General features: G+C 72.1%; 22 protein-coding genes and 1 pseudogene. 10 read left to right on the top strand and 13 right to left on the bottom strand.

All coding sequences use genetic code 11. The annotated features are described in order from the left end of the window. Positions 1 to 74 precede the first annotated feature (74 nt). The 7 genes from WMF29_RS46395 to WMF29_RS46365 all read left to right on the top strand — a co-directional run bounded on the left by WMF29_RS46395 (position 75) and on the right by WMF29_RS46365 (position 6,862). Positions 75 to 1,178 (top strand): Spy/CpxP family protein refolding chaperone, encoded by a 1,104-nt coding sequence (locus tag WMF29_RS46395; protein WP_437326435.1) that lies wholly within the window; start codon positions 75 to 77, stop codon positions 1,176 to 1,178. Between the two features lie 29 nt (positions 1,179 to 1,207). Further along, a complete protein-coding gene (locus WMF29_RS46390) occupies positions 1,208 to 1,774 on the top strand; it encodes an RNA polymerase sigma factor (protein WP_437326434.1) in 567 nt (188 codons plus the stop codon). Next, a complete protein-coding gene (locus tag WMF29_RS46385) occupies positions 1,767 to 2,168 on the top strand; it encodes a hypothetical protein (RefSeq protein ID WP_437326433.1) in 402 nt (133 codons plus the stop codon). Before WMF29_RS46390 ends, WMF29_RS46385 begins: the two co-directional genes overlap by 8 nt. Beyond that, complete coding sequence (locus tag WMF29_RS46380) at positions 2,165 to 2,626, top strand: hypothetical protein (protein WP_437326432.1); 462 nt, start codon at positions 2,165 to 2,167, stop codon at positions 2,624 to 2,626. Before WMF29_RS46385 ends, WMF29_RS46380 begins: the two co-directional genes overlap by 4 nt. Before the next feature lie 233 nt (positions 2,627 to 2,859). After that, positions 2,860 to 3,798, top strand: coding sequence for a DUF4349 domain-containing protein (locus WMF29_RS46375; RefSeq protein WP_437326431.1), 939 nt, complete (start codon positions 2,860 to 2,862; stop codon positions 3,796 to 3,798). 369 nt (positions 3,799 to 4,167) lie between these two features. Beyond that, positions 4,168 to 5,094, top strand: coding sequence for a hypothetical protein (locus tag WMF29_RS46370; RefSeq protein ID WP_437326430.1), 927 nt, complete (start codon positions 4,168 to 4,170; stop codon positions 5,092 to 5,094). Between the two features lie 424 nt (positions 5,095 to 5,518). Next, complete coding sequence (locus tag WMF29_RS46365; protein WP_437326429.1) at positions 5,519 to 6,862, top strand: PAS domain-containing protein; 1,344 nt, start codon at positions 5,519 to 5,521, stop codon at positions 6,860 to 6,862. Position 6,863: 1 nt separating this feature from the next. On the opposite strand, the gene WMF29_RS46360 is transcribed toward WMF29_RS46365, so the two are convergent. The 7 genes from WMF29_RS46360 to WMF29_RS46330 form a co-directional block, all read right to left on the bottom strand. Continuing rightward, on the bottom strand, positions 6,864 to 7,874 hold the full coding sequence (locus WMF29_RS46360; RefSeq protein WP_437326428.1) for a hypothetical protein: 1,011 nt from the start codon (positions 7,872 to 7,874) through the stop codon (positions 6,864 to 6,866). 26 nt (positions 7,875 to 7,900) lie between these two features. After that, complete coding sequence (locus WMF29_RS46355) at positions 7,901 to 9,037, bottom strand: tetratricopeptide repeat protein (protein ID WP_437326427.1); 1,137 nt, start codon at positions 9,035 to 9,037, stop codon at positions 7,901 to 7,903. Positions 9,038 to 9,068: 31 nt separating this feature from the next. Then, positions 9,069 to 10,646 (bottom strand): serine/threonine-protein kinase, encoded by a 1,578-nt coding sequence (locus tag WMF29_RS46350; protein WP_437326426.1) that lies wholly within the window; start codon positions 10,644 to 10,646, stop codon positions 9,069 to 9,071. 209 nt (positions 10,647 to 10,855) lie between these two features. Next, a complete protein-coding gene (locus WMF29_RS46345) occupies positions 10,856 to 11,578 on the bottom strand; it encodes a cyclase family protein (protein ID WP_437326425.1) in 723 nt (240 codons plus the stop codon). A 154-nt stretch (positions 11,579 to 11,732) separates the two neighbouring features. Next, positions 11,733 to 13,127 carry a pyridoxal-phosphate dependent enzyme gene (locus tag WMF29_RS46340; RefSeq protein ID WP_437326424.1) on the bottom strand — a complete coding sequence of 465 codons (1,395 nt, stop codon included), beginning with the start codon at positions 13,125 to 13,127 and terminating at the stop codon, positions 11,733 to 11,735. A gap of 175 nt (positions 13,128 to 13,302) precedes the next feature. Continuing rightward, on the bottom strand, positions 13,303 to 15,030 hold the full coding sequence (gene polX, locus WMF29_RS46335) for a DNA polymerase/3'-5' exonuclease PolX (RefSeq protein WP_437326423.1): 1,728 nt from the start codon (positions 15,028 to 15,030) through the stop codon (positions 13,303 to 13,305). Between the two features lie 163 nt (positions 15,031 to 15,193). Then, entirely contained in the window at positions 15,194 to 15,898 is a 705-nt protein-coding gene (locus WMF29_RS46330; RefSeq protein WP_272096478.1) for a helix-turn-helix domain-containing protein, read from the bottom strand. Positions 15,899 to 16,219: 321 nt separating this feature from the next. On the opposite strand from WMF29_RS46330, the gene WMF29_RS46325 reads away from it, so the two are divergent. After that, complete coding sequence (locus WMF29_RS46325) at positions 16,220 to 17,092, top strand: NAD(P)-dependent oxidoreductase (RefSeq protein WP_437326422.1); 873 nt, start codon at positions 16,220 to 16,222, stop codon at positions 17,090 to 17,092. A gap of 53 nt (positions 17,093 to 17,145) precedes the next feature. Here WMF29_RS46325 and WMF29_RS46320 read toward each other — a convergent pair whose 3' ends face one another. The 5 genes and pseudogenes from WMF29_RS46320 to WMF29_RS46300 all read right to left on the bottom strand — a co-directional run bounded on the left by WMF29_RS46320 (position 17,146) and on the right by WMF29_RS46300 (position 20,296). After that, positions 17,146 to 18,234, bottom strand: a complete 1,089-nt coding sequence (locus WMF29_RS46320) for a formylglycine-generating enzyme family protein (protein WP_437326421.1) — start codon at positions 18,232 to 18,234, stop codon at positions 17,146 to 17,148. Between the two features lie 116 nt (positions 18,235 to 18,350). Continuing rightward, a complete protein-coding gene (locus WMF29_RS46315; protein ID WP_437331244.1) occupies positions 18,351 to 18,932 on the bottom strand; it encodes a metallophosphoesterase family protein in 582 nt (193 codons plus the stop codon). A 68-nt stretch (positions 18,933 to 19,000) separates the two neighbouring features. Further along, positions 19,001 to 19,195 carry a hypothetical protein gene (locus WMF29_RS46310; protein WP_437331262.1) on the bottom strand — a complete coding sequence of 65 codons (195 nt, stop codon included), beginning with the start codon at positions 19,193 to 19,195 and terminating at the stop codon, positions 19,001 to 19,003. Between the two features lies 1 nt (position 19,196). Then, positions 19,197 to 19,415, bottom strand: a pseudogene (locus WMF29_RS46305) (FAD-dependent monooxygenase); the annotation flags it as partial. 137 nt (positions 19,416 to 19,552) lie between these two features. Beyond that, positions 19,553 to 20,296 (bottom strand): pentapeptide repeat-containing protein, encoded by a 744-nt coding sequence (locus WMF29_RS46300; RefSeq protein WP_437326420.1) that lies wholly within the window; start codon positions 20,294 to 20,296, stop codon positions 19,553 to 19,555. Positions 20,297 to 20,426: 130 nt separating this feature from the next. On the opposite strand from WMF29_RS46300, the gene WMF29_RS46295 reads away from it, so the two are divergent. Continuing rightward, positions 20,427 to 21,437, top strand: a complete 1,011-nt coding sequence (locus WMF29_RS46295) for an AraC family transcriptional regulator ligand-binding domain-containing protein (protein ID WP_437326419.1) — start codon at positions 20,427 to 20,429, stop codon at positions 21,435 to 21,437. Between the two features lie 435 nt (positions 21,438 to 21,872). Here the strand turns inward: WMF29_RS46295 and WMF29_RS46290 are convergent, their stop codons facing one another. Beyond that, complete coding sequence (locus WMF29_RS46290) at positions 21,873 to 23,588, bottom strand: bifunctional transaldolase/phosoglucose isomerase (RefSeq protein ID WP_437326418.1); 1,716 nt, start codon at positions 23,586 to 23,588, stop codon at positions 21,873 to 21,875. 562 nt (positions 23,589 to 24,150) lie between these two features. On the opposite strand from WMF29_RS46290, the gene WMF29_RS46285 reads away from it, so the two are divergent. Beyond that, positions 24,151 to 25,311 carry an alcohol dehydrogenase catalytic domain-containing protein gene (locus tag WMF29_RS46285; RefSeq protein WP_437326417.1) on the top strand — a complete coding sequence of 387 codons (1,161 nt, stop codon included), beginning with the start codon at positions 24,151 to 24,153 and terminating at the stop codon, positions 25,309 to 25,311. Positions 25,312 to 25,337: the final 26 nt, after the last annotated feature.

Below are 25,337 nucleotides of genomic sequence, written 5' to 3'. Positions count from 1 at the left end.
GCTCCCCTCCCCGCCGGCGTCACAGGGATGAACGACCCGCTCGGCACGACGCGGGCGACCCAGGAGAAGAGTCCATGACGCAGTCTCGTTGGTGGAGGCTTGGTGCGGTATTGCCGCTCGTCGGCGCGCTCGTCGGCGCGGCCGGTTGCACGGCGGAGACGGGGCAGGGCAACACGTCCCCGAGCGACGAGGCCGCCGAGGCGGCGCTCGCCCAGGGCCCGTCGAGGACGGGCGGTCCCCGGGAGGGCTTCGGCGGCCATCGCGGCGGCCCGCGCGGCCCCGAGCACCTCCTGCGCGCGGCGCTCCACGAGCTCGACCTCTCGGACGCGCAGAAAGCGACGATCGAGGGCGCCCTCGAGGGGCTGCGCGACGGCGCGAAGGAGGGCCCGAAGGGCGGGGCCGTCTTCTCGGCGCTCGCCGAGGGCGTGCGCGCGGGCAAGATCGATCGGGCGGCGATCGAGGCGAAGCTCCCCGACGCCGGCCGCGCAGCCGAGGAGCACCGCTCGCGCGTCGCCGGGGCGCTGAGCACCCTGCACGCCACGCTCACGAAGGAGCAGCGCCGGCAGCTCGTCGACGTGATCGCCGCGAAGATGGACGAGCGAGGAGAGCGCGGCCCGCGCGGCGGCGAGCACCACCGCGGCCCGCGCGGCGATCGAGGGGGCATGCGCGGCCCCGGCATGCGCGGCGGTCCGCTGGGCCATCTCCTCGCCGGCCTCGACCTGCGCGACGAGCAGCGCGCGCAGATCGACAAGGCCCTCGAGGGCGCGCGCCCGAGCGACGCCGACCGGGGCGAGCACAAGGAAGATCACGCGGCGAGGCGCGCCGAGATGCGCGCGCGGCTCGAGACGTTCGCCGCGGATCGCTTCGACGCGAACGCGTTCCTGCCGCAGCCGCCGGCGGGCGAGAAGATGGGCCCGCGGGCGCACCTGGACCGCATGGTCGGCGCGCTGGCCGCGATCGTCCCGATCCTCGACGAGGCGCAGCGCAATGCCCTCGCCGAACGCATCGAGAAGGGGCCGTTTGCGGGCAGGCCCGAGCGCGGCCCCGGGCCCGGCATGCGCGGCCCCGAGCACGGCCCCGGGCCCGGCATGCGCGGCCCCGAGCGCGGCCCCGGGCCCGGCATGCGCGGCCCCGGGCACGGCCCCGGGCCCGGCATGCGCGGCCCCGAGCGCCGCTGAGCGCTCGTCCCTGTAGCGCGCGCGGTGCCATGGGCGCAGAATCGCGGGGGAACGTGATCGTCGACCTCAGGCTCGTCGCAGCGCGCGTCGCCAGGGGCGATGATGCGGCCTTCCGGCAGATCGTCGAGCACACGCGCGCGCCGATGTACCGCCTGGCCGCGCGCCTGGTCGGCGACCTCGCGGAGGCCGAGGACGCGCTGCAGGAGGCGTTCGTCGACGCCTACCGCGCCCTGCGCGAGGGGCGCTACGACGGGAGATCGAAGGTGGAGACCTGGCTGTACCGCATCGTGACGAACGCCTGCCTCGACGCCCTCCGGCGCCGCCGCGAGATCCCGCGCGAGGCGCCCGCCGAGCCGCGCTTCGACGGCCTCGTCTCCGCCGAAGCGCGCGTCGCGCTGCGCGAGCTCGACGCCCTGCTCGCCGCGCTCCCGCCCCAGGAGCGCGCCGCGCTCGTCCTCGTCGCCGTCGAGGGCCTGCCCGCGAAGGAGGCCGCGGCGGCGCTCGGCTGCTCCGAGGGCGCCGTCGAACAACGCCTGGTGCGCGCCCGCGCCGCGCTCCGCGCCCGGCAGATCGAGGAGGAGGCGCCGCATGTCTGACCGCGACGACGACCGGACCGGACCCGATCGGGACCTCGCGCGCCTCTCGGCCGCGACCGCTCGCATCGACGCCGACGACCGCTTCACGGCGGCCGTGCTGCGCGCTGCGACGGCCAGCGCGGCCAGCGATCCGCTCGCGCGCATCGCGGCCGCGACCGGCGGCCTCGAGCCGGACGCCGGCTTCACCGAGGCCATGGTCCGCGCGGCGACGGCCGCTCCTCCCCTCCTCCCCGCGCGGCCCGCGATCGCCGACGGCATCGTCCGCTCGGGTCGCCCTGCCCTCGTCGTGACCGCCCTCGCCGCGGCCGCGAGCGTCCTCTTCTTTCTGCAGACGCAGCGCGAGGTCGACAGCGAAATCATGGCCTCCGTGGAGGCCGTCGAGGCGAGCGAATGACCCAGCGCCCCGCGTCTCCGCCCGCCCTCGCCCGCTGGAAGCCGCTGGCCGTGCTGGCCGCGGTCTTCCTCTTCGGCGGCGTCGCCGGCGCGGCCATCGGCCGCGTCACGGCGTTGCGCGACCTCGAGGCCACCTTCCGGGGTCCTCCGACCGAGGCCCGCGCCCAGTTCCGCCTCAGGGCGATGCGCCGCCACCTCGACCTCACCGACCGCCAGGTGCGCGAGCTCAGGGCGACCATCGCCGAGGCCGAGGCCGAGCGGGAGCGGCTCCTCTCCGAGTGCCGCCCCGCGCTCGACGCCCTCCGCGATCGCACCGACGCGCGCGTGAAGGGCGTGCTCACGCCCGAGCAGCTCACCCGCTACGAGGAGCTCGAGGCCGACCGGCGGCGGCACCCGGGCCCGCCGCCGTTCGGGCCGGGGCCCGGCCGCGGGCGCGGGCCGGGCGGTCGGGGCGACTGAGCGCCCGGTCGCGGGTCGCCACCTCGCGCGCGGCGACCGCCGCGCCGCGCACCTCGGGTGATCTCGCAGCCGGCTCTGGGCTCGTGGCCGCCCGACGCGCGCCGTTAGCGAGCTCACCCGTGAGCCGCTAGGCTGGCCGCATGCGCCCTTCTACGAGCCTGTTCGTCGCCTTGCTCTCGGCTGTGACGCTGACCGGCGCCTGCGCGAGATCGGATCGGTCCGAGTCAGCCACCATGGCATCGGCCCCGCCCGCGCAGGCCGCGGCGCTCGATCAGAGAGCGCAAGGGACATCACCCGCCGCGGCGCCGCTCGCCGGGCGCGCGATGCGGATCACCGTCGAGACCGCGATCCTGGTGGACGCCTTCGAGCCGGCGATGCAGCGGCTGCGAACCGCGGTCGAGGAGCACGGCGGCTACGTGAGCGAGGCCCGGGTGCACGGCGGCCCGCACCGGAGCGCGTCGCTCGAGGCGCGGGTCCCCTCGGCGAAGGTCGGCGCGTTCCGGGCCGCGGTAGCGTCGCTCGGCGAGGTGGTCGACGACGCGGAGAAGGCCGAGGACGTGACCGAGCAGCGCGCGGACATCGGCGCGCGGCTGCGGAACGCCCGCGCCCAGGAGAAGCGGCTGCTCGACCTGCTCTCCGACAGGACGGGGAGCCTCGCGGACGTGGTAGCCGTCGAGAAGCAGCTCGGGAGCGTGCGTGAGACGATCGAGCAGATCGAGGCGCAGGAGCGATTGCTGGAGGGGCAGATCGCCTATGCGACCGTGAAGATGTCGGTCACGGCGCGCGGCGAGGAGCAGACGCTGGGCGCCGGCGGCAAGATCGCCCGCGCGGCCAGCGAGGGAATCGAGAACGCGGGGGTCGTCGCCGTGAAAACAGCGGTCCTCGCCGCGTCGATCGGCCCCACCTTGCTGCTCCTGGCGGCGTTCTTCGGGGTGCTCTACTACGCCCTCCGCGCCATCGTCCGGCGGCAGCGGCGCACGGCAGCCAGCTTCCGTCCGCCCTTCCAGGCGGGCCCCATGCACGCTTACCCGAGCGGCGCGCCGCCGGTGCAGGGTGCGCAGCCTTACCCGAGCGCCGCGCCGCCGGCGCAAGGAGCGCAGCTTTCGCCGGAATCGACCTCGCCTCCTCCGGCGCAGGGCCCGCGCGGCGACGGCGAGATCGGCCCCGGGTGAGAAGGATCGCAGTCGCGAGCAGCTCGATCACGACCTGCTCGGCCCCGCGGCACGCGCTCCCCTGACATCGCCGGCCGGAGCGCGCGGCGACGCGCTCGTCATCGACGTGCCCCACGCGATTGTCCCCAGCCCCGCGCACGCACCTATCGCCACACTGCGTATTGCAGCGACACCCGGGCCGCTCGCCGCCGTTCTGTCGGGCCTTCATGCAGTGTGAGATTTCGATCATCCACCGCGCTTCGCTGGGCTCCGAACAGAGCGCGATGAAGGCGACACGCTGCCTTGCTCACCTTACACACCGTGGACAGAGCAGCTCCTCGCTTTCAACGATTTACGAATTTTACACAAATCACCGGTTGAGCACTGGACATGATGCCTATTCATCGGTACACCCAATTCGACCTTCGACGAGGGCACGAAGGGACGAACCCGGGGGGGACGACGATGTACCGGATCAGCATCGCTGGTTTCGTGGCGCTTTCGCTCGCGCTTTTGGTGGGCTGCATCGCAGTTCAGGGAGAGGAGGAGGGCTCCGTAGGAGTTGCCCCTAGCGCCCTCGAGTTCGTCAACGCCCTCAACCCCAACGCCCTCAATCCCAACGCCCTCAACCCCAACGCCCTCAACCCCAACGCCCTCAACCCCAACGCCCTCAACCCCAACGCCCTGAGCCCGGCGGCCCTGGCCGCGATCCGGGATCCGGGCGCGGCCGGCGATCTCTCGCGCCAGCTCCTCAACTATATGGTCGGCTGTGCGTTCCTCCCGTCGCAGTCGTTCAGCTTCTCGTGGACCGACAGCTCGGGCACGGTGCACAACGAGGAGTACAGGGGAATCATCGGCCTCGTGCCGGACTGGAGCACCAAGCCGCTCGGCCATAACGACCAGCAGTGGATCTCGGCGTGCCTCGCGTCGCGGACGAACTGGTACGGCGTCTCCGTGACGATCTCCTCGCGGGGCAACTCCGCGGTCATCGACAAGACCGGTACCCTCGAGCTCACGACCTACACGCATATGGAAGGCGCCTTCTGGGGCAATCTGTTTGCCCCCTCTCCTTACCTGAACGCCTGCTACGACGAGGCCAATCGCGGCTATTCACGGTCGCTCATGCGGGACTGCGCCGCGGGTCACCTCGACAGCGGCGGGGCCGTCCAGCAATGCGGGATGATCAGCATCCGCGGGTCGTGCACCGCCTTCTGCCAGCAGCTCAACACGAACGGCATGTACTACCCGAGCTGCGTCAACAACCTCACCGGCAGCCCGGACTCGACCACCCGGGTGTTCACCGTCTTTCTTCCCTAGCGAGGGAGACGGCGAGCCCCAGCCGCGGGCCCAACCCCTGGTTGACAGAACATTCTCCGGGAGCAGGAGCTCCACGAAGAGGCGTCCGTCCGGATCGTAGATCTCTTTCGCCGTGTCGATAGCGCCTCCGAGAGGCTCCGATGTACGAGGCGGCGAGCACGACGGGCAGGTCCCGGTCGGTGGTGCGCGGTGCTGCGATGAGGGCGAGTCGGTCGTGCGTGGGAGTACCGCTGTCGAGGCGCCAGCCCCGGCCAATCCAGGCTTCACGGCGCCGTCCTGATGGTGCACCATTTCAGCGCAGAAGAACTCCCGGACGGCCGCGGGCGGAGAGCGGCGGGCAGGGCTCAGGGGGGCTGTGCGCGCTCTCCGCGGCGGCGAGCGGCCGCGCGTGAGGTTGCAAATGGGGCAGGGCCCAGGGGGGACGATGGAGATCGATCGGCAGAGCGACGAGCGAATCAAGGCAGAGAACATGCGGCTCCGGGCCCGCGTGGAGGAGCTGGAGCGAAGGCTCAGCGCAGGCGCGGCGCCGCGCGACGCGCAGCGCGAGCTCGCGGACAGCGTGCCTTATCGCGCGCTCTTCGATGCGGTGACCGTACCGCTGGTCATCCATCGCGCGGACGGGCTCCTCGTCGCGATCAACCAGGCCGACTGCGCGCGGTGGCGCATCACCCCCGAGCAGATCATCGGCAAGTACAACGCGCTGGAGGACCCGCAGGCGGTGAAGACGGGCCACGCCGAGGCCTTCCGCCGGGCGCTCGCCGGGGAGGTGGTCACGCTGCCACCGGTCCCCTACGACACCGAGCCGGGCGAGCTTTACAAGGACCGGCGTCGGCTCTGGACCGAGCCGAGCTACGTTGCGTTCGAGGACGCGAGCGGGAACCGCTTCGTGGCGGTGGTGAGCATCGACGTCACCGCGCGCGTGGAGTCCGAGGCGCAGAGGCGCCGGGGCGCCGCGCTGCTGGAGGCATTCATTCAGAACGCGCCGATGCTCATGTTCGCGCGGGACAACGAGGGACGCCACACGCTGCTGAACCCGCCCGTCGAAGAGCTCCTCGGCAAGCCCCGCGAGGAGCTGATGGGGAAGACCCAGCACGACCTGTTCCCCGCGGAGATCGCTGACCGGTTCGCGGCGCAGGACCGGGCGGCGATGGCGTCGTCCGAGCCCATCACCTCCGAGGACGAGATGGATCTGGCCGACGGTAGGCACGTGTTCATGAGCACCAGGTTCGCGCTCCGCGACGAGGAGGGCAGGGTCTCCGGATGCGGGGCGATCGCGGTGGACATCACCGAGCGGGTGCAGGCCGAGGCGAGGACCCGGCAGCTGCGGGAGAAGATGCTGATCGTCCAGCAGGAGACGATACGGGCCATCTCCACGCCGCTGTTGCCCATCGCGGACGGGGTGCTGGTGGCGCCGCTGGTCGGCGAGCTGACCCGCGAGCGGGGCGCGCAGTTCACCGAGACGCTGCTGGACGGGATCTCCCGCCAGCGCGCCCGGATCACCATACTCGATGTGACGGGGGTGCCGCAGGCGGGGCCGGAGGTGACGGACGCGCTGATCCAGGCGGCGCGGAGCGCGCGGCTGCTCGGGGCCGAGGTGGTGCTCACCGGGATCAGGCCGAACGTGGCGCAGGCGTTCGTGGCGCTGGGGGCCGATCTGGGGGGGATCGTGACGCGGGGGACGCTGGAGCGCGGGGTGACCTATGCGCTCTCCAGCCGCGAGGGTGCGCGGGCGCCGGCGCGAACCCGGAGCGGGCGCGGCGCGTATTAGCTCACATCCCGGGGCCGTCGTCGCTCTTCGCCAGCGTCGCGGCGTTGGCCTTCACCTGCTCGGGGGTCAACGGCTTGCCGTACAGCGCGGCATACTGGATCGAGCCGCGAAAAGAGCGCCCGGCCTTCCGCGAGTTTCCGAGCACGAGATACCACGTCGGCTCCGCCCACGTGAAGACGAAGTCGGCGGGTGGCCGATCCGGGATCGCGTTCGTTCGCACGTCGCCGTTCACGTAGAGATCGACGACGCCCTCGGCGGCGTTCAGCACGAGGTGCAGGACGCACGGCCGCTCTAGCTCCTCGAGGGGAATGAACCACTGCCCCACGAACAGCGTCTGGGAGTTGGCGTAGATGTGGAACAGCAGCTCTCGGTTTCCCATCCCGTCGGGGTCGCCGGCGCTCAGCGAGTACTTCCCGAACTCTCCGGTATCGGTCCCGAGGTACAGAATTCGAGCCGGCACGCCCTCGACCGCCGCGGCCGTCACGCTCACCACGGTCTCGAGCGTGAGCGTCGCCTCCGAGACGAGGAGCTTGCTCGGGGGCGTGGCGGTGGACGGAAACGCCGCCTCCACGCGCGCGTTCCCTCCGAGGTTCATCCAGCGGATGCCCACGCGCCCCGCTTCGCCTTCCAGGTTGAGCCTCTCTCCGTCCGACACCACGTCGAGCGAGAGCCCCGGCTCCGGTCCCGAGTCGACGAGCTTGCCCTCCGCGTCGAACGCGTCGAGGAAGTACCGCGCGAGCAAGCCATCATCGACGAGGCACGTCGAGATATGGCTCCCCGGCCCATCGCAGCCCTCCGGGGGCGCCCCGCCGCAGCCGCCGCCCCCCTGCCCGCAAGGCTCCAGGGTGCCACCGGCGCCGCCGCTCGTTCCGCCCGTTCCGCCTGCTCCGCCCGCGCTTGCGACGACATCCTCGTAGCTGAAGAAGACGCAGCTACCTCCGCTGAGCGCGACCAGCGGGACGATCGTCGAGAGCGCCCAGCCCATCCACCTCCACGATACGATGCGCATCATCGGGAAGATCCCTCTCTCCGGAAGCCTCACCAGCGCTTGCTGATCACGAGCCCGCCCGGCATGGGGCTCACCGACAGGCCGGTCGCCGTCGCGTCCCGCGCGTCGGGCCGTCCCGTCAGGAGGACGTACGCCGCCGTGCCGAGCCCCGCCGCGCCCGCGGCCAGGAAGCTCCAGACCGCCGCGTTCGCGAGGTCTGCCTTGGCGTGTCCCAGGTCGTTGTACGCGCGCAGGTCGAGCCCAGGGCAGCGCGCAGGGTCCGTGCAGGAGGCCGGCTCCAGGAGGCGCTGCTGCGAGCTCGCCTTCCCGTTCGAGAGGACCACGAACGCGACGCCGAGCCCCGTCCCCGCGGCGGTCGCGGCAAGCCCCGTGAACACGACCGCGGAGCTGCGTGGGCTCGGGCGTCCATCCGCCGCGCCGCCGCCCTCCTGGGCGCTGCCGTCGGCCGCTACCTGCCCAGGGCCGAGCGGCTCGCCGCCCTCCTGGGCGCCGCCGTCGGCCGCACCCTGCCCCGGGCCGAGCGGATGCGGCTCGCCGCCCGCGCCGCGCCCGGTCCCGTCGCTCTCGATCCGCACCTTTCCGGCCGCGAGATCGACCTCGACCCTGGCCCTCATGCCCTCCTTGAGGACGATCTCCTTCGTCAGCCCGCGTCGTCCAGGCGCCCCCACAGCCAGCGTGTGGCTGCCCGGATCGCGCGCGACGGGCGTCGACTGTGGCACGTCCAGCCCGCCGAGCGCCACCTGCGCGCCCCCAGAGCCCGCGCCCGTCACGGTGATCTCCACGGTGGGGATGCGCGACGAGAGGGCCTCGAGCTCCGTCCTCGCCTCGGCCTGGGCCTCCCGGAACGCCTGCGACGCGTCGGCCGGGAGCTGCTCGTCGACGATGACCTGGTAGACCGAGCGCGCCTCGGTCAGGCGGCCGAGCTTGTGGCAGGAGCGCGCGACCATGATCAGGAAGGTCGGCGCATGCACCGTGGCCTCGGCTCGGCGGAAGGCCTGGAGCGCTTCCCGGTACCGGCGCGCTCGGTAGGCCGTCCACCCCTGGTTGGCGTACGTGACAGCCGCCTGTCGCGCCTTCGCCGACGGGGGGGGCGCCTGCGCTGACGCCTCCGCGCCGGCGAGCGTGACCAGGAGCAGCACACCCATCACCGCCGCTCGGAAGCGCATTCTTGCCCTCTGGGGACGCGGAGCCACCCGGCTAGAGCCCCCAGTCCGGCCTGCTTCCGCCGGACTTCTTGCGAGGCCCCGTGACTGTCTTGCGCGGCGCCGGTGCCGCCGCGGTCCGAGCGGTGGCCGGGGACCTGGGGCGCGCGGGCGCGGCGCTCCGCGCCGCCGCGCCAGAGGGGCCAGAGGGGACGGGCGATGCCGGCGCCGGGGAGGCGGCGCTCGGCGCGCCCGCGCCCGCGGCGGGGTCGAGCGGCAACGGAGCCGGCACCACCGCAGGAGTCGCCGCGGCGCGCGCCTCGGGAGCGCTCGCGACGGCGGGGACCGCGGCGAGCCCGGCCGGCGCGCCGCTCGACGGCGCGCCGAGCGCGGGCGCTGATGCGTCCGCGGAGGCCTGGGTCGCGGCCTTGTCGCCGCCGGTCGATGCGCCCTTGAGCGTGGCGACGAACAGGCCGACCCCCACGAGGGCGATCGTCGCCCCGACGGCGACGCGCCCCGCGACCCGCGCGATGGCGGCGCGCGCCGTGTGCGGCGCCGACAGGTTGATCGCGCCGGTCAAGGTGCCCGGCAAGGATTGCGGGTTCGGCGTCGAGGCGCGGACATCGTTCGGGTCCGAGCGCCGCTGGATGGGCATCGTCGTCAGCTGCGCCACCGGCGGCGTGCCGGGGTCGGCGAGCCCGGGCTCCCCGCCGGAGCCCCGCCATGTCCACCCGGCGCCCAGCGAGGTGTCCCCCATGAGCGAAAAGAACGGCGGCGCGCCCGCGACGCGCGCGAGCTCGTTGATCATCTCGCGCACGTTCTGGAACCGCTCGTCCCGATCGCGCGCCAGCGCCCGCGCGAAGAACGCGTCGATGCCGCTGGGCAGATCGGGGGCGAGCTCGCGCGCCGACGGCACCGTGCCGAGGATCACCTTCGTGACCACGCGCCCGATCGCGTCGCCCGGGAACGGCAGCTGCCCCGTGAGCATCTTGAACAGGATGACCCCGAGCGACCAGAGATCGCTGCGCGCGTCCACGTCCCGTTCGCCATAGAACTGCTCCGGGCTCATGTAATTCGGCGAGCCCATCACCTCGCCCGTGGCCGAGATGTCGGCCGCGAGCACCGCCGAGACGTCCTTCGCGATCCCGAAGTCGAGCAGCTTCACGATCTCGCCATCCTCGCCGTCGACGCGCGCCAGGAAGAAGTTGGCGGGCTTGAGGTCGCGGTGCACGAACCCCGCTTCATGGACGCTGCGGAGCGCCTTCCCGGCCTGGACGATGATGTGCAGCGTCTCCGGGAGCGAGAGGCGCCCGCACCGCTGGAGGCGCTTGCTGAGATCCTCGCCTTGCAGGAGCTCCATGACGAGGTAGGGCACCTCGTCCTCCTCCTCGAAGCCGAAGTCGTGGACCTGCACGATATGGGGACTCTTGAGCTGCGCGGCGGCGCGCGCCTCCCGCTCGAAGCGCGCCCGGAGCACCGGCAGCCGCGAAAACGAGTCGCGCATGAACTTGACCGCGACGAGCGTGCCGAGCTGGACGTGCTGCGCCACCCAGATCGAGCCCATCCCGCCGTGCGATAGCTCTCGCTCGAGGCGGAATTTGCCGGCCAGAAGGACGTCTTTCTCGAACTTCATACGCCCGGTCACCTCCCGAGGGGGGAGCCGAGAGGATACCGAATCCCGGGCAGGACGCGAAGCTTCGTGTGGTCGATCCGGCGCGGGGAGCAGCACCTCGTACGACCGTCGCGGGGGGCGGTATGCAAACAGGCGACACCGCACCAGAGCGGGGCAACGGGCCAGGACGACGCGAGCTGCGCCCCGCCAGCCTGGGGCGGCGCACCGCGCTATCCCGCCGGGCCGCCGGAGGCCGGCACCAGCGCCAGCACCCGGGCGGGCGCGCCGCTGCCGCCCGCGAGCGGCAGCGGCGCGACCACCACGACGGCCCCGGCCTCCGGGAGCTGCTCCAGATTGGCCAGGTTCTCGATGTGATAGCCGCCCGCGCCAAGGAATGCCCTGTGCTGTTCGAATGTCTCGCTCTGCCCGGGGTCGGTCGACAGCGTATCGATACCGATGCAGCGCACGCCGCGCTCGCGCAGGTAGCGGCTCGCCTCAACGGACACCCCGGGAAAGCGCATGACGCCCTGGGCGTCCTGGTTCCGGTACTTCGCCGGATCGGACCAGCGAGCCCCCCAGCCCGTCCGGATCAGCACGATATGCCTCGCGCAGAGCGCGCCGTGCCGCGCCTCCCAGCTCCAGAGATCATCCACCGTGACCCGGTGGTCCGGGCTCGCCGCAACAGCCGCCGTCACGTCCACGACCGCCGCCGCCCCCACGAGCTGCTCCGGGGCGATCTGCTCGACGGTCGCTGCCCCGGCCGTGAAGTGCGCCGGCGCGTCCACGTGCGTGCCCGCGTGCTCGGCCATCGAGAACCGATTGGAGCAACACGCGTCCTCCTCGATGGTGCTCAGCGTCTCCGACGCATAGGGCGTGTCGCCGGGAAACAGCGGCATCTCCGGGGTGATCGGGTGCGTCAGATCGACCACCCGCGCCGTGGAGAGGTCGATCACGAAAGCTCCGCACGCCTCCTGCATGGCGCGCAGCTCACCACAAGCCCGCTGCCCGCACAAGGCACGCCGACGGGCGCTCGCGGCGCAGCGCGCCCGCCCGACGCGACGACCGAGGCGGGGTTCGCCTGCGCGCGGGCCGGCGCCCGCGCGCGGCTCACACCTCGTGCAGCTTCACCCGGCGTCGCAGGTAGTTGATCAGGTCGATGCGGGTGACCAGCCCGACGAACTCGTCACCATCGGTCACGATCGGCACGAGCCCCGCGTCGAACATCGGGAGGAGATCCCGGATCGGCGTCCTCACGTCGACCGTCCGGAGCCGCGTCGTCATCGCAGACTCGACCGGCTGGCGGAAGCGCGTCACGTCGTCGACGGCCGCGAGGAGGAGGTCGGACTCGTCGAGGATGCCGATGATCTTGCCGTCCTCCAGGACGGGCAGCTGCGACACGTCGTAGAGCTTCATCCTCGCATAGGCCACGAGGAGCGCGTCCGACCGCTGCACCGTGACCACCGCCCTGTCGGCGTGGCGGCGGGTGATCACGTCGCGCAGATCCCCTGTCGGCGCCCGATCGGTGAAGCCCTGATCGGCCATCCAGAAATCGTTGTACATCTTCGACAGGTACTTGTTGCCGCTGTCGCAGACGAGGGTGCAGACGCGCTTCGGCGCCGACTGCTCGCGGCAGTAGCGCAGGGCCGCCGCGAGCAGCGTCCCGGACGACGAGCCAGCGAGGATGCCCGTCCTGGAGAGGAGCAGCCGCGCCGTCTCCAGGCTCTCCCTGTCGGAGATCGTGTAAGCGTGCTTGACATGGGTGAGGTCGAGGATCGGGGGGAGGAAGTCCTCCCCGATGCCCTCCACGAGCCACGAGCCCGCCTTGCCGAGCTTGCCGGTCTTGACGTAGCCCGCCAGCACCGAGCCCTCCGGATCGGCGAGCACCATCTCGCAGCGCGGCTGCGCCCTGGCGAAGTAGCGCGAGAGCCCGGTCATGGTGCCGCCGGAGCCGACGCCGCACACCATCGCGTCGATCCTTCGATCGAGCTGCGCGTCGATCTCGGGGCCGGTCCCTGTCTCGTGGGCGAGCGCGTTCGCCGGGTTCTCGAACTGGTTCACGTAGAACGCGCCCTCCTCGCGCGCGATGCGGGCCGCCAGGTCCTGGTAATAGCTCGGGTGGCCCTTCTCGACGTCGGAGCGCGTCATCACCACCTGCGCGCCGAGCGCCTTCAGGTGGAACACCTTCTCCTGGCTCATCTTGTCCGGGATCACGAGCGTGAGCCGGTAGCCCTTCTGCGCCGCGACGAGCGCCAGGCCGAGCCCTGTGTTGCCCGCCGTCGCCTCGACCACATGGCGCCGCTCGCCCCCGAGATGGCCTGCGCGCTCGGCCGCCTCGATCATCGACAGGCCGATGCGATCCTTGATGCTGCCGCCCGGGTTCTGGCTCTCCATCTTGAGGAAGAGCTCGCACGGGCCGGCGTCGAGCTGAGTCACCTGGATCATCGGAGTATGCCCGATGAGAGCGACGATGTTCTCTGCGGGCGCAGGGGTCTGCATGGGCATTGGCATGACAGCTCAACGGTCACACGACGCGCACCGCCTGTCGAGGTGCTGTCGGCCATGACGCGCGCGTCACGCGCGTCGCGCAGGGTTGCCGCGGACGGCCGACCGCTGAACGGAGGCGGCTCGTGCGGTGTCTGCAGTGTCCGGGCCGCACGCTGCCACGCTCAGGGCGCGCTCAGGCGGGCCGGACCGCCTTCTGGAACGCCGCCAGGCCGCGCGCGTTCAGCACCTCGTTCCGGCGGAGGCCGCCTCGCCGCGCGGTCCCCACGCCGAACCGCAGGTTGTGGAGCGCGGTCGTCGAGTGTGCGTCCGTCGAGATCACGAAGCGGATACCGCGCTTGCGTGCCTCCTTGATCCACCGGGGCTCCATGTCGAGGCGGTACGGGTCCCCGTTCACCTCGACGGCGGCCCTCGACTCGGCCACGGCGTCGAGCACCTCCTCGACGCGGCACGCGAACGGCTCGCGCCGCTGGATGAGCCGGCCGAGCGCGTGCCCCCAGATCTTGAAGACCGGCAGCCGCATGGCGCTGACGAGCCTGCGCGTCATCTGGTCGGCGTCCATCTTCATGCGCGAGTGGATGCTCGCGATGATCACGTCGAGCTGCTCCAGGATCGCGTCCGGATAATCGAGCTTCCCCGATTCGAGGATATCCGACTCGGTGCCTCGGAGGAGCTTGACGCTCACGCGCTCCTGGACGCGGGCGATCTCGTCCCACTGCTTCTTCAGCCGGTCGAGGCCGACGCCGTTCGCGTAATGGGCGGCGGGCGAGTGATCGGTGATGGTGAGGTATTTCATCCCCATCGCCTCGGCCTCCAGGGCCATCTCCTCGACCGTGTTCTTGCCGTCCGAGTACACCGTGTGGCAGTGCACCATCCCCTGGATATCGCCCTCCTCGACGAGCTCACCCTCGCGGCCCGCCCGCGCGGCGCGCTCCACGGCAGCGATGATGTCCTCCGCGCTCTCGCGGAGCTCGGGCGCGATGTACGGGACGCCGAGGTGCTCGTAGAGATTCTCTTCCGTCTTCACGGAGAGGCGCTTCTTGCCGCGCGAGAGCCCTCTCTCGTCGAGCGTGAGCCCCAGCTCGCGCGCGAGCGCGCCGAGCGCCGAGAGGTAGTCGGGCGCCCCCGTCCGGTGGTGAAGCGCAGCGGCGTAGTCCCGGGGCGGCACGCAGAGGAGCTCGCCGCGCAGGCCTCCCGAGAGCCTTACCCTGCAACGCGCGTCGCCGCGCTCCTCGACCTCGGCGACCTGCGGGGACCGGACGAAACAATCGATCACCTGCGCAGGGTCGTCGGCCGCGGCCACGAGGTCGATGGCAGCCACCGTCTCTTCCCAGCGCCGGATCGAGCCCGCCAGATCGGCCCGCTCGGTCGCGTCGCAGCCGCGCACGTGGGCGAGGAGCGGCTCGGCCGCCTCGAGCGCGTCGACGAGGAGGACGCGCTCGTCGCGCGCCTCGTAGCGGGCGATGCCCTCGAGCAGGCTCGCCTCGGTCTTCGCCCCGAAGCCCTTCACCGCCCGGACCTTCCCGGCGAGACAGGCCCTCTTCAGCTCCTCCACGCTGCCGATGCCGAGCGCCTCGTGCAGCGCCTTCATCCGCTTGAGGCTCATGCCCGGCACCTTGGCGAGCTCCAGCACGCCGCTGGGCAGCTCGGCGCGGAGCTCCTCGAGCTGCCCGGAGCGCCCCGTCTGGTAGAGCTCGGCGATCTGGGCTGCGAGCGCCGGGCCGATGCCCTTGATGCCGGTGAGCTTCTTGCCCCTGACGAGCGCGCCGAGGTCGTCCGTGAGCTGCTCCAGCGCGTCGGCCCCCGTCTCGTAAGCGCGCGCTCTGAACGGGTTCTCCCCCTTGATCTGGAGGAGCGTGCCCGTCTCGCGGAGGGCGCGGGCGATGTCGAGCTTGTCGAGCATGGATGACGGCAACTCTAGCACTCGCGGGCCGCCGGAGTTCATGCCGCGAGGCCCCGTGCAGCGGGGCAGTTTGCCACAGCGCCACCGGCGGAGACCCCGGCGGTCGCGCCCGGCGGCGCGTATGGCGTCATTGCGGCTCGCCTTGGCGGCTGTTTTCTCTGGTTCAACGCGCTCTGGCCGCCACCTTTGCCGGCGTCACGCCGAGGACGCGGCGCATGCACCTCGCCATGTGGCTCTGGTGCGCGAACCCGGCCTCGATCGCCACCTGGCTGGCGGGCAGGTCGCCGCGCAGGAGCAGCGCCTTCGCGCGCTCCACCCGGCGCTGGATCACGTACTCGTGCACCGGCACGCCGGTCGACCGCTTGAACAGCGTCTTGAGGTGGGACGCGCTGACCCCGGCGACGCCGGCCAGCCGATCGAGCGACAGGTCGTGATCGAGGTGCTCCTCGATGTACGCCGTCACGCGCCGTAGCTGCGGCGCAGACAGCCCTCGCCGCAGGCGGCCCGGCGCCTTGTAACGGCCGAGGAGGTGCGCGGCGAGCGCGACGCCGAGGCTCTCCCTGTAGAGAAGCCCGGTCGGATCGCCGGCCCTGCGCTCGGCGTCGAGCGCCCAGGCGATGTGCTCGATCTGCGGGTCCCTGATCTGGTGGCGCGGCTCCAGGCCGGCTTTGTCGGGATCGAGCCCCATGTCCGCTGCGACCCGGCGCAGCAGCGAAGGGGACAGCGCCAGGATGAGCGAGGTGCCCGCGTCGTCCTCCTGCCAGACGTCCGAGGCTCCGGCGGGGATCAGGTCCACGTCGCCGCGCGTGTAGACGAACCGATCGGCGCGGCAGGCCCCGCGCACCGGCGCGCCCGCATGGATCTTCACCCGATGATCCTGCGAGGCCTCGAGCGCGATCACGCCAGGCTGGGTCGAGTGAACGCCGACATGTACCCCGACGTACGGGCGCGGCGCGCCCGCGGACGGCTCCAGTCGGATGGGAGCTCGGGTCGGTCCGATGACCTGCATCCCCGCCAGTATCCACCGGCGCCGAGCGGCGCGCCACAGGGCGGCTCCGCGCTCGCCGCCGTCCGAACGTGCTCTCCGGGCGTCCGATCGTGCGCGACGGCCCGGGTCGCAGGGCCCTATCCTGGCGGACACGAAGGCGCGCCCGTCATCGGCAGACGGGCCGCAAACAAAGGAGCTCACATGCGTGAAGTCACGGTCATCGGTCTGGGGCTCATGGGCACCGCGCTCGCTCGGGGATTGCTCCGCAGCGGCTCTCGCGTCACCGTCTGGAACCGCTCGATCGCGAAGGCCGCACCGCTCGTCGCGGAGGGAGCGGTGTTGGCCCCGAGCGCCGCCGCAGCGGCGCAGGCGAGCGGGATCGTGATCACCTGCATCACCGACTACCGCGCGACGTACGGCGTGCTGGAGGGGCGCGACGTGATCTCCTCCCTCGCCGGCAAGGTGCTCGTCCAGCTCAGCACGGGCAGCCCCGAGGACGCGCGTACCCTCGAAGCGTGGGCGAAGCAGCGCGGCATCGACTACCTCGACGGCGCCATCCTCGCCACCCCGAGCCAGATGGGGAAGCCGGAGAGCAGCATCCTCGTCTCGGGGTCGGGCTCTGCTTATGAGAAGAGCAAGCCGCTGCTCGAGAGCACGGCCGGGACCGTGAGCTACCTCGGGGAGAAGGTCGGCTGGGCGGCGGCCATGGACCTGGCGTTCCTATCGCACCTGTTCGCGGGGCTCCTCGGCTTCTACCACGGCGCCCGCATCTGCGAGGCCGAAGGGATCCGCGTGGCCGACTTCGGGGCCATGGCCGCCGTCGTCGCTCCGGCCATCGGTGGGATGGTCAAGCACGACGCGGACTCCATCCAGTCCGGAGCGTACGAGGCCTCGGAGGCCACGCTGGAGATCTGCGCGCAGGCCATCGAGCTAATCCAGCGGCACGCGCGGGAAGCGAGGATCAACGCCGAGCTCCCGGCGTTCGCAGCGGCGCTCTTCAGGAAGGGAGTTGCCGCGGGCCACGGGGCGGAGTCGCCAGCCGCGCTCATCAAGGTGTTTCGCGAGAGCGCTTGAAAATAGGAACGTAAGCCCTCCGCGACGCTGCCGGCGAGGGCCGCGCGCTGGGCTCACGGCCCTGGCAGGTCGCGCGCGCACATCGCCGATACATAGTAGTGGCGGCCATTGGTCTCGTAGGGTGCGCGGTAGGTCGTCGTCTGCCGGTATCCGGCGGCGACGAAGCTCCCGCCGTGCGTGACGCGCAGGGCAGCGTGGTTGTCCAGGCGGGAGCAATCGGCGCACGGCACGAGCGGGCGGTCGTCGTCGGCGGCGTCGCGCGTGACCTTGTAGGCCTCGCCGGCGAGATCGAGCTGGCCCCAGCGCCCCGCTCCCCTGGGAAAGGAGCCGACGGGCGCGAGATCGTCCGTCGTGCAGTGGATGAGGCTCCACGGGGGAAACGCGTCCTCGCAGGGCAGCGACGTCGAGCCTTCGCCCTGGCAGCAGTAGGCCGCGTCTTCGGAGGTGATGGGAGAAGCGCCCCACGGATACAGCCGTTGCTCGTCGCCGCCGGCGGCCGCGTAGTTCATCTCGGCCTGGGTCGGCAAGCGCCCGCCGTCCCACGCGCAGAACGCGAACAGCTCGAGCCACGTCGCGCACACGATGGGTTTGTCCTCGTTCGCGGCCGGAGCGTCGGTCCACGTCGGCCAGCCGTAAGGATCGCAGACGAGCGCCCGCTTCATCGCGGCCGTTGTCGCCGGGAGCATCGTGTTCCAGGCCGGATCCCACCCGCTGTCCGGGATCTTCGGGTGCGCTCCTGCGCCGACCGGCGGCGGGCTCGCCTGCGTCGGGCCGCCGGTCTCTTCCAGGTAGCGGCGGAACCGCCCGACCGTGACCATGTACTTGTCGAGGTGGAAGCTGCTCACGCTCGCCGGATAACGCGGGTCGTTGAGCCGGTTGAACGTCCCGCCGGGCACGAGCAGGCTGGCGCAGCAGTCGTCGTCATGGCCGAGGCCGCAGCGGTCGTCGGCGCCGGGCGTGCCGCCCGCGCAGCTCGGCGGAGACGCCGACGCGCGGGCGCGCCCAGCCCCGGTCTGAACGGAAGCCCCCGCGTCCTGCCCCGCTGCGCCGCCGCTGTACGCGTGGCTGGATCCCAGGATCACCGCGAGGGTGCAGAGGCCGAGGAGGACCGAAGTCGGCTGTCGAGGTGGTCGTGTCGCCATTTGAGCGGTTAGGTGCGAGCGCCGCCGCTTCGGTTGTGCGACATGGCGTCGCGGCGCGGGCGGTTCCCTCTCCTCGCTCCGAGGATTGCAGAGCTCGGACAGCACGGAATTTCCGCTCACCCCCTGCCCACGGCCGGCGGCATCCACGTCTCCCCCGTCTCGCAGTCCACGTGCCGGAGCGCCACGCGCTTGCGATCGATCTCGACCACGCCGAAGACGATCGGCAGCATGAATCGGCGCGGCCCGATGGATCCCGGGTTGAACGCCGTCAGGCCACGATCGCGGCCCATGAAGGGAACATGGGAGTGCCCGCACAGGACCAGCGACGCGCCCACCTCGGCTGCCAAGCGGATCACGTCGGCCCGAAGCTTGCCGCCGTAGAGGGCGATGTGGAGGAGCAGGGCGGTGAGCACCGTCTCGTCCCCGTCGCGGATGTCGAGCGCGATGGAGTCGGGGATGTCAGGCGCATGGACATCGATGTTGCCGCGCACCGCGGAGAGCGGCGCGATGCTCCGGAGCCCATCGAGGACCGTGAGCGCGCCGATGTCGCCGGCATGCACGATGTGATCGGGCGTGAGCGCGGCGATCCGCCGGGCGCTGTCGGCGTGCGGGAGGCTGTGGGTGTCGGCCACCGCGACGAGGCGCAGGGACCCATCGCGGAGCTGGATCGCCTCTCGGCGGTGCACGCGCTTGGCCATGCGCGGGTTTGTAGTCGTGAAGGCTGCGCCCGACCATCCCGTCGCGCAGCACCGGGGGAGCGCTCCCGTCAGCCCGCGTACTCCGGCAGGGAGATGGCCTGGGCCGCGTCGCGGACCGGCCGCAGCATCTGCCGGATGATGCTCTGCCGCCACGGCACGTGGGGCAGCGCGCGCATGAGCAGGATCTGCAGCCAGATCAAGGCCCGGTGGCCCTGCGTCATGTGCTTGGCGGCGCTGCGGCCGAGCTTCTGGTTCCGCTCCACGTCCCTGCATGTCGGTGCCGGCCCGGCGGATCTCGTCGACGAGGCCCATGCGCTTGACCACGTCGACGGCCACGCCGCGGATGTCGATCTTGTAGCCGCCCGGGCGCGGCGCCGGCGCCCGCTCGATCACGGTCGGGTTGAAGCCGTAGCGGCGCAGCCAGTACGCGAGCGCGGGCCCGGCGATGCTCGCGCCCGAAATCAGGATGTCTCCGTTCTTCACGTGCTTGCTCCCTCGGGTTGTCGAAGGCCCAGATGGCGCAGCGGACGCTCGCCACCGAAGGCCGGGCACACGTCGGCGCCTCGGCGGCAGATCCGCCGCGCCGCCGTACGTGCCTGGTCGGATGATCTAGAGTTGGCTCAGCGGTAAGGGCCGGAGCTCTCGCGCGCGCGGAGGCGGCCGCTCACCCCCTCGATGTTGGCGCCGGCGAGCTTGGCGCCGTCCAGGCAGGCGCCCTCCACGTCGCACTTCTCGAGGTTGGCCTCGCTCAGGTCCGCGCTCGACAGATCGGCGTTGCGCAGGTCGACCTTGACGATGTCGGCGCCGGCGAGCACCGCCTCGATCAGGCGGGCGCTGCGGAGGTCGCTCTTCTCGATGTTCGCGCCCGTCAGATCGGCGCCCGACAGGTCGGCGCCGCAGAGATCGCTCTTCTCGATATTCGCCCACTGGAGGACGGCGCCGCGCGCGCACACGCGCATGAGCTTCGCGCGCTCGATGTTCGCCCGAACCGCGCGCGCGCCTTCCAGCGCCGCGCCTTCGAGATCGACGCGCTCGAGGTTGGCGCCGTCGAGGTTCGCCCGGAGGAGCGAGGCGCCCGCGAGCGATGCGCTCTCGAAGTTGGTCCCGCGCGCCGAGGCGTCGTCGAGCTTCGCCCCCGCGAGGTCCGCGTCCTCGACGTTCGCGCCGTCGAGCCGGGCGCCGGTGAGATCCGCGCCGGCGAGGCGCGCGTCCTCGAGGTCGGCGCCCTGCAGGTCGGCGCCGGCGAGGCGGGCGCCCGCGAGGTCGACCCGCTCCTCGACGGCGCGCTCCACGGCGTCGCGCAGCTCGTGGACGTCGGCGCGGTAGAGCGTGGTCCCGTCGGCGCGGACAATCTGGATCGGCATCGAATCTCTCCTCGCCGAGACTCTACCCGGCCGGCGCGCGACAACCATGGCGATCCGCGCCAGATCGATTTGCCGATCGCGACGAAACGAGCGGCACCTCTGCGCGCGACTACCCTCTCCCGAGCTCCCGATGGCCCGGCCTACCAAGCAGCCCCCCGCTTCGTCGTCGATCCTCCCGGCGATCCTCCGTCACGCCGAGGCGCGCCGGCTCGACGTGGAGGCGCTGGCGCTGCGCTTCGGGCTGCCGGCGGACGCCGCGCAGCGCGATGAGGTGAGCGTCGCGGCCGACGTGCCCGACGAGCTGCTACACGCCGTCGCGCGCGCCGCCGCCGAGCCCGACGTCGCCTTGCGCGTGGCGGCCCGGCTCGAATCGCGGCGGCACACGCTGACGGAGCTCGCGGTCCGGGCGAGCGCGAACGTGCGCGAGGCGCTCCACCTGCTCGCGCGCTGGGCGCCGCTCCTGCACGAAGGGCTCGCGGCCACCGTCGAGGAGGACGCGCACGAGGCGCGCTGGCTGCTCCGCACACCGCGCCGCCCGCGCGGCGTCGGCCGCTACGTCCACGAGCTCGCGCTCGCGCACGCCCTTCATCACGTCCGCGCAGGTGCGGCTGACCTCGCGCCCGCGCGGGTGTGGTTCACCCATGCTCGCCCGCCGGATCTGGCGGTCCTGCGCGCGTTCTTCGGGACGGGCGCGATCGCCTTCGGGGCGGAGGCCTGCGGCTTCGCCGTGCCGCGCGCGGACCTCGATCGCGCCATGCGCCTCGCCGACGCCCGCGCGCTCTCCACCCTCGCGCCGCTCGTGAACGCCGAGCTCGGCGCGCGGCCGCAGGGCGCCTCGTTCACCGAGCGCGTCGCCGCCCACGTCGCCGACTCGCTGCCGCGCGGCACCGACGTGCACGAGGTCGCCCTGGCCCTGCACATGAGCGCTCGCACGCTGCAGCGCCGCCTCGATCAAGAGCAGACGCGCTTCTCCGACGTGCTCGATCACACGCGCCTCGCCGTCGCCCGCCGCCTGCTCGCCGACCCCGCGCTCACGCTCACCGACGTCGCGTTTCGCCTGGGCTTCGCGGATCTGGCGACGTTCACCCGCGCCTTCAAGCGCTGGACCGGCAAGCCGCCGGGCCAATGGCGGCGATCGTGAGGCGCGCTCGTACCCGCCCATCTCTCGCTGCACGCCCCTCGAGCAAACGACGGGACGCACCCATCTCCCGCTGGACATGCCTCCAACAAAAGACGGGTGCTACCCGTCTCCAGGTGGCACCTGGAGCTGCACGACGTCGCCCATGCGCCAGCGTCGCCTGCTCCCTGAATTAAGATCGGCGAGCGGGCGCGATAAGCACGCACGGGAGAGGTACGCGGCGAAAGTCCAACGCGACGCCGCTTCATGTGCTCGACTCGCGCGCTTCCCGCCGGGCAGCGCTGCACCGCAGACCAGCATGCCGATCGCTCGGACGTGGGCTTGAGACCGCGGGCGTCCCGCGCTCCGCCGCCTCCCACGCGCTCCGCGTGTACCGCGGCGCTGCCGAGCTCGACACCTCGCTCGACGAGCTCGGCGTCCTGCCGTGATCGGTGGCCGTCAGGCGGCGAGCGCTTCGTGGACCGCGCGGGCGAGGGTGTTCAGCCCTCGATCCACCTCTCTGCCAAGGTGGACGCGGAGCGCGCGCCGGCCGCGCGACGTGAGGGTCGCGAAATCGCCGAGCGCCTGCGCCTGCTCGACGACGCCGAAGGTGAACGTGTAGCCGGGGATGGGCAGATCCTCGGGCTCGTCGGCGGTGATCTGCAGATACTCGCCGGTGCCCGGCCCTCCCTTGTACATCTGCCCGGTCGAGTGCAGGTAGCGCGGCCCGAACTCCACGCAGGTCGCCACGTGCCGGTGATCGCGCACGGCGCGCCGCATCTCCTCGAGCAGGCGCTCGTGCGCCTCGCTCCGATCGACCCACGCCAGCAGGGCCGCGTAGTCCCCGGGCGACAGGCGCGCGAAGTGGGCGCGCAGATAGCCGCGCAGCGTCCGATCGCCGGCGGCGCCGCGCTCCAGCGCCTCGCGGTTCGCCGGGTCCGCGTGGAGCGCGAGCCCCGCGTCGGCGAAGAACGGCGCGTCGTCGGGCAGCTCGCCGGCCTGGTCGTAGGCTTCCATCCGCTGCCGCGCTGCGGTCTTGCTCGCCTCGACGTCGGGCTGATCGAAGGGGTTGACGCCCAGGATCGAGGCGGCGACGGCGGTGGCGAGCTCCCAGCGATAGACCTCCTGGCCGAGATCGTACGCGTCGGTGAGCGCGATACCCACGGTGGGCTGCCCGGCCGCCTCGAGCTCCGCCACGGCGGCGTCCTGCCCGCGATCGAAGCCGCGGTCGAGGCGCAGGTAGACGAAGATCCGATCGCTCCCGTAGACCTCTGCGCGCCCGAGCGGCTCGCGATCCACGGGCAAGAGGCCGGTCGCACGCTTGCCCGTGGACTCGGCGAGGAGCTGCTCGAGCCAGGCGCCCAACGCCGCTATCGGCGGCGACGCGACGATCGTCACCTTGTCGCGCCCCGCCTTCGCGGCCGCGCCGAGCGCCGTGCCGAGCACCACGCCCGGGCAGTCGCCGGGCGGCGTGCTCTTGGTCGAGGCCCCGACCATCACGGCGGCGCGCTCGAGCAGCAGCTCGACATCGACCCCCATCACCGCGGCGGGCACCGTCCCGGGGGCCGTGAGCGCCGCATAGCGCCCGTCGATGCCGGGGACCGTATGGAACGTGTGCGCGTAGCCGCGCAGGCGCGCGCGCCGCGCGAGCGGAGAGCCCGCGTCCGTGACCGCGACGAAGCGCGAGGCCGCCGGGAGGGATCCCAGGCGTTCTTCCATGAGCTCGTGGAAGAACGCCTGCAGGAGATCAGTCTCCAGCGTCGTGCCGGACTTGCTGGAGACGATGAAGAGCGTTTTTTCGGGCACGAGCCGATCGACCACCGCGGCGATCTCGGCGGGATCCGTGGAGTCGAGCACGGTCAGGGCGGCGTGCCCGGTGGCCACCGGGAAGCTCCGCGACAGCACGTCCGGCCACAAGCTCGCTCCGCCCATACCGAGCAGGACGGCGCGGGTGAGGCCGCGATCGCGCACCTCGTCTTCCAGCGCGCGCAGACGCGGCAGGTTCGCCTTTTCGTGGAAGGGCGCTTCGAGCCAGCCGAGCCAGCTCGGCTCGTCGCTCCCCGTCCAGAGCGCCGCGTCGCGCTCGTGGATCCGCCGGAGGCCATCCGCCGCCTGCCACTCGGCGAGGGTCTTCGACGTGGCGAGCTCGAGCTCGCGGGGGAGGTGGAGCCGCACCGGCCGGGGGATAGCCGCGGCCGTGCGAGCAGCGTGTGATCGGCGTTTCATGCTGGGGCCACGCGGCAGCAAACCCGATGCCCGCTGTCGCCTCCGGCGAACCTGGCCGCCTCCTTGCTGCGCGGCGCGCCCGACCCCCTCTCGGAGGCGTTCGAGCGCGACGCTCGCCTGCTCGGTCGGCCCGTGGTGCCCGTGATGCATGAGTGGTTCGCGCACACGGCCCCGGGGCCGTGACCACCGTCGCGGCGCGCGCATGACGGTGACGGGCGCGCGTGATCGCGCCTCACCGGGCTCATGCAGGGCCTTGGTGCGCTCGGAGCATCATCCTGGTGGCACCGGCATTGCGTCGATGGCTCGCCTCGCGCTCCCACGAGGATCGCTGTCCCGAACGCCGGATGCGGCGAGCGGGCACGGAGGAAGGATGGAAGGCGGAGGGCCGTCTTCGCCCGACATCCCACGTTGCGCTGGGAGCCGCGGGTCGAGGGCGCCGCCCGGGCGCTCGACGGGAAAGGGGAATGGGGTCATGGCAGCCAATCGTGCGGTTGTGTATCAGGGGCCTCGGATGGTCGAGGTTCAAAGCAGGGACTATCCCAAGATGGCCGATCCGCGCGGCCGGAAGCTGGAGCACGCGGTCATCCTCAAGGTCCTGGCGACCAACATCTGCGGCAGCGACATGCACATCTACCGGGGTCGGTTCCCGTTCCCGAAGGGGGACCAGCTCGGCCACGAGATCACCGGCGAGGTGATCGAGCTGGGGAGCGACGTGGAGTACATCAAGAAGGGCGATCTCGTCTCGGTGCCCTTCAACGTCGCGTGCGGACGCTGCCGCAACTGCCGGGAGCGGCACACCGACGTGTGCATGAACACGAACCCTGCGGTCGCGTGCGGGGCGTACGGCTTCAACCTCGGCGGCTGGCAGGGCGGGCAGGCCGAGTACCACATGGTGCCCTACGCCGACTTCCAGCTCCTGAAGTTCCCCGACAAGGACCGGGCGATGGCGAAGATCAAGGAGCTTGCCCTCCTCTCGGACATCCTCCCAACCGGATACCACGGGTGCATGGAGGCGGGGGTGAAGACGGGATCCACGGTGTACATCGGCGGAGCCGGCCCGGTCGGCCGCGCCGCCGCCGCCGCCGCGCGCCTCCTGGGCGCGTCCTGCATCATCGTCGGCGACCCGAACCCCGCCCGGCGGGCGCTCGTGAAGAGGGCAGGGTACGAGGTCGTGGACACGACCTCGCACACGCCGCTGCCCGATCAGGTCGAGGCGATCCTCGGCGAGCGAGAGGTCGACTGCGGCGTGGACTGCGTGGGCTTCGAGGCGCACGGCTACGGCAAGATGGCCGGCGAGGAGGAGCCCGAGGCGGTGATCAACGCGCTCTTCGGGGTCGTCCGCGCCGGCGGCGCGATGGGCGTCCCCGGCATCTACGCGGAGGGCGATCCCCATGCCAAGGACGAGGAGCACAAGAGGGGGAAGCTGAGCCTCGATTTCGGCAAGGCGTGGATCAGGTCGCCCTCGATGACCGCGGGCCAGGCGCCCGTCATGCGGTACAACCGGGACCTGATGATGGCCATTCTGTGGGGCCGGATGGAGTACCTGAGCGAGGTCATCAACCCCGAGGTCATCAAGCTCGACCAGGCGGTCGAGGCCTATCAGTTGTTCGACCGGGGGGAGCCGAAGAAGTACATCATCGACCCCCACGGCAGCCTGGGGAAGGCGGCGTAGAACGGACGCCCGAGGGCCGCGCCGCG

This window comes from Sorangium sp. So ce381 (assembly GCF_051473845.1).
In the GTDB taxonomy this organism is placed as follows: domain Bacteria; phylum Myxococcota_A; class Polyangia; order Polyangiales; family Polyangiaceae; genus Sorangium; species Sorangium atrum.
This window is presented reverse-complemented; position numbering and strand designations above follow the sequence as displayed.

Excerpts from the sequence above, each read along its gene's own strand:
- WMF29_RS46355 (WP_437326427.1), bottom strand. The coding sequence starts at position 9,037 with ATGCGCTTCCGAGCGGCGGTGATGGGTGTGCTGCTCCTGGTCACGCTC.
- WMF29_RS46315 (WP_437331244.1), bottom strand. The coding sequence starts at position 18,932 with ATGGCCAAGCGCGTGCACCGCCGAGAGGCGATCCAGCTCCGCGATGGG.
- WMF29_RS46295 (WP_437326419.1), top strand. The coding sequence starts at position 20,427 with ATGGCCCGGCCTACCAAGCAGCCCCCCGCTTCGTCGTCGATCCTCCCG.
- WMF29_RS46285 (WP_437326417.1), top strand. The coding sequence starts at position 24,151 with ATGGTCGAGGTTCAAAGCAGGGACTATCCCAAGATGGCCGATCCGCGC.
- WMF29_RS46385 (WP_437326433.1), top strand. The coding sequence starts at position 1,767 with ATGTCTGACCGCGACGACGACCGGACCGGACCCGATCGGGACCTCGCG.
- WMF29_RS46320 (WP_437326421.1), bottom strand. The coding sequence starts at position 18,234 with ATGGCGACACGACCACCTCGACAGCCGACTTCGGTCCTCCTCGGCCTC.
- WMF29_RS46340 (WP_437326424.1), bottom strand. The coding sequence starts at position 13,127 with ATGCCCATGCAGACCCCTGCGCCCGCAGAGAACATCGTCGCTCTCATC.
- polX (WP_437326423.1), bottom strand. The coding sequence starts at position 15,030 with ATGCTCGACAAGCTCGACATCGCCCGCGCCCTCCGCGAGACGGGCACG.
- WMF29_RS46390 (WP_437326434.1), top strand. The coding sequence starts at position 1,208 with ATGGGCGCAGAATCGCGGGGGAACGTGATCGTCGACCTCAGGCTCGTC.
- WMF29_RS46365 (WP_437326429.1), top strand. The coding sequence starts at position 5,519 with ATGGAGATCGATCGGCAGAGCGACGAGCGAATCAAGGCAGAGAACATG.
- WMF29_RS46300 (WP_437326420.1), bottom strand. The coding sequence starts at position 20,296 with ATGCCGATCCAGATTGTCCGCGCCGACGGGACCACGCTCTACCGCGCC.
- WMF29_RS46350 (WP_437326426.1), bottom strand. The coding sequence starts at position 10,646 with ATGAAGTTCGAGAAAGACGTCCTTCTGGCCGGCAAATTCCGCCTCGAG.
- WMF29_RS46395 (WP_437326435.1), top strand. The coding sequence starts at position 75 with ATGACGCAGTCTCGTTGGTGGAGGCTTGGTGCGGTATTGCCGCTCGTC.
- WMF29_RS46380 (WP_437326432.1), top strand. The coding sequence starts at position 2,165 with ATGACCCAGCGCCCCGCGTCTCCGCCCGCCCTCGCCCGCTGGAAGCCG.
- WMF29_RS46325 (WP_437326422.1), top strand. The coding sequence starts at position 16,220 with ATGCGTGAAGTCACGGTCATCGGTCTGGGGCTCATGGGCACCGCGCTC.
- WMF29_RS46360 (WP_437326428.1), bottom strand. The coding sequence starts at position 7,874 with ATGATGCGCATCGTATCGTGGAGGTGGATGGGCTGGGCGCTCTCGACG.
- WMF29_RS46375 (WP_437326431.1), top strand. The coding sequence starts at position 2,860 with ATGGCATCGGCCCCGCCCGCGCAGGCCGCGGCGCTCGATCAGAGAGCG.
- WMF29_RS46370 (WP_437326430.1), top strand. The coding sequence starts at position 4,168 with ATGATGCCTATTCATCGGTACACCCAATTCGACCTTCGACGAGGGCAC.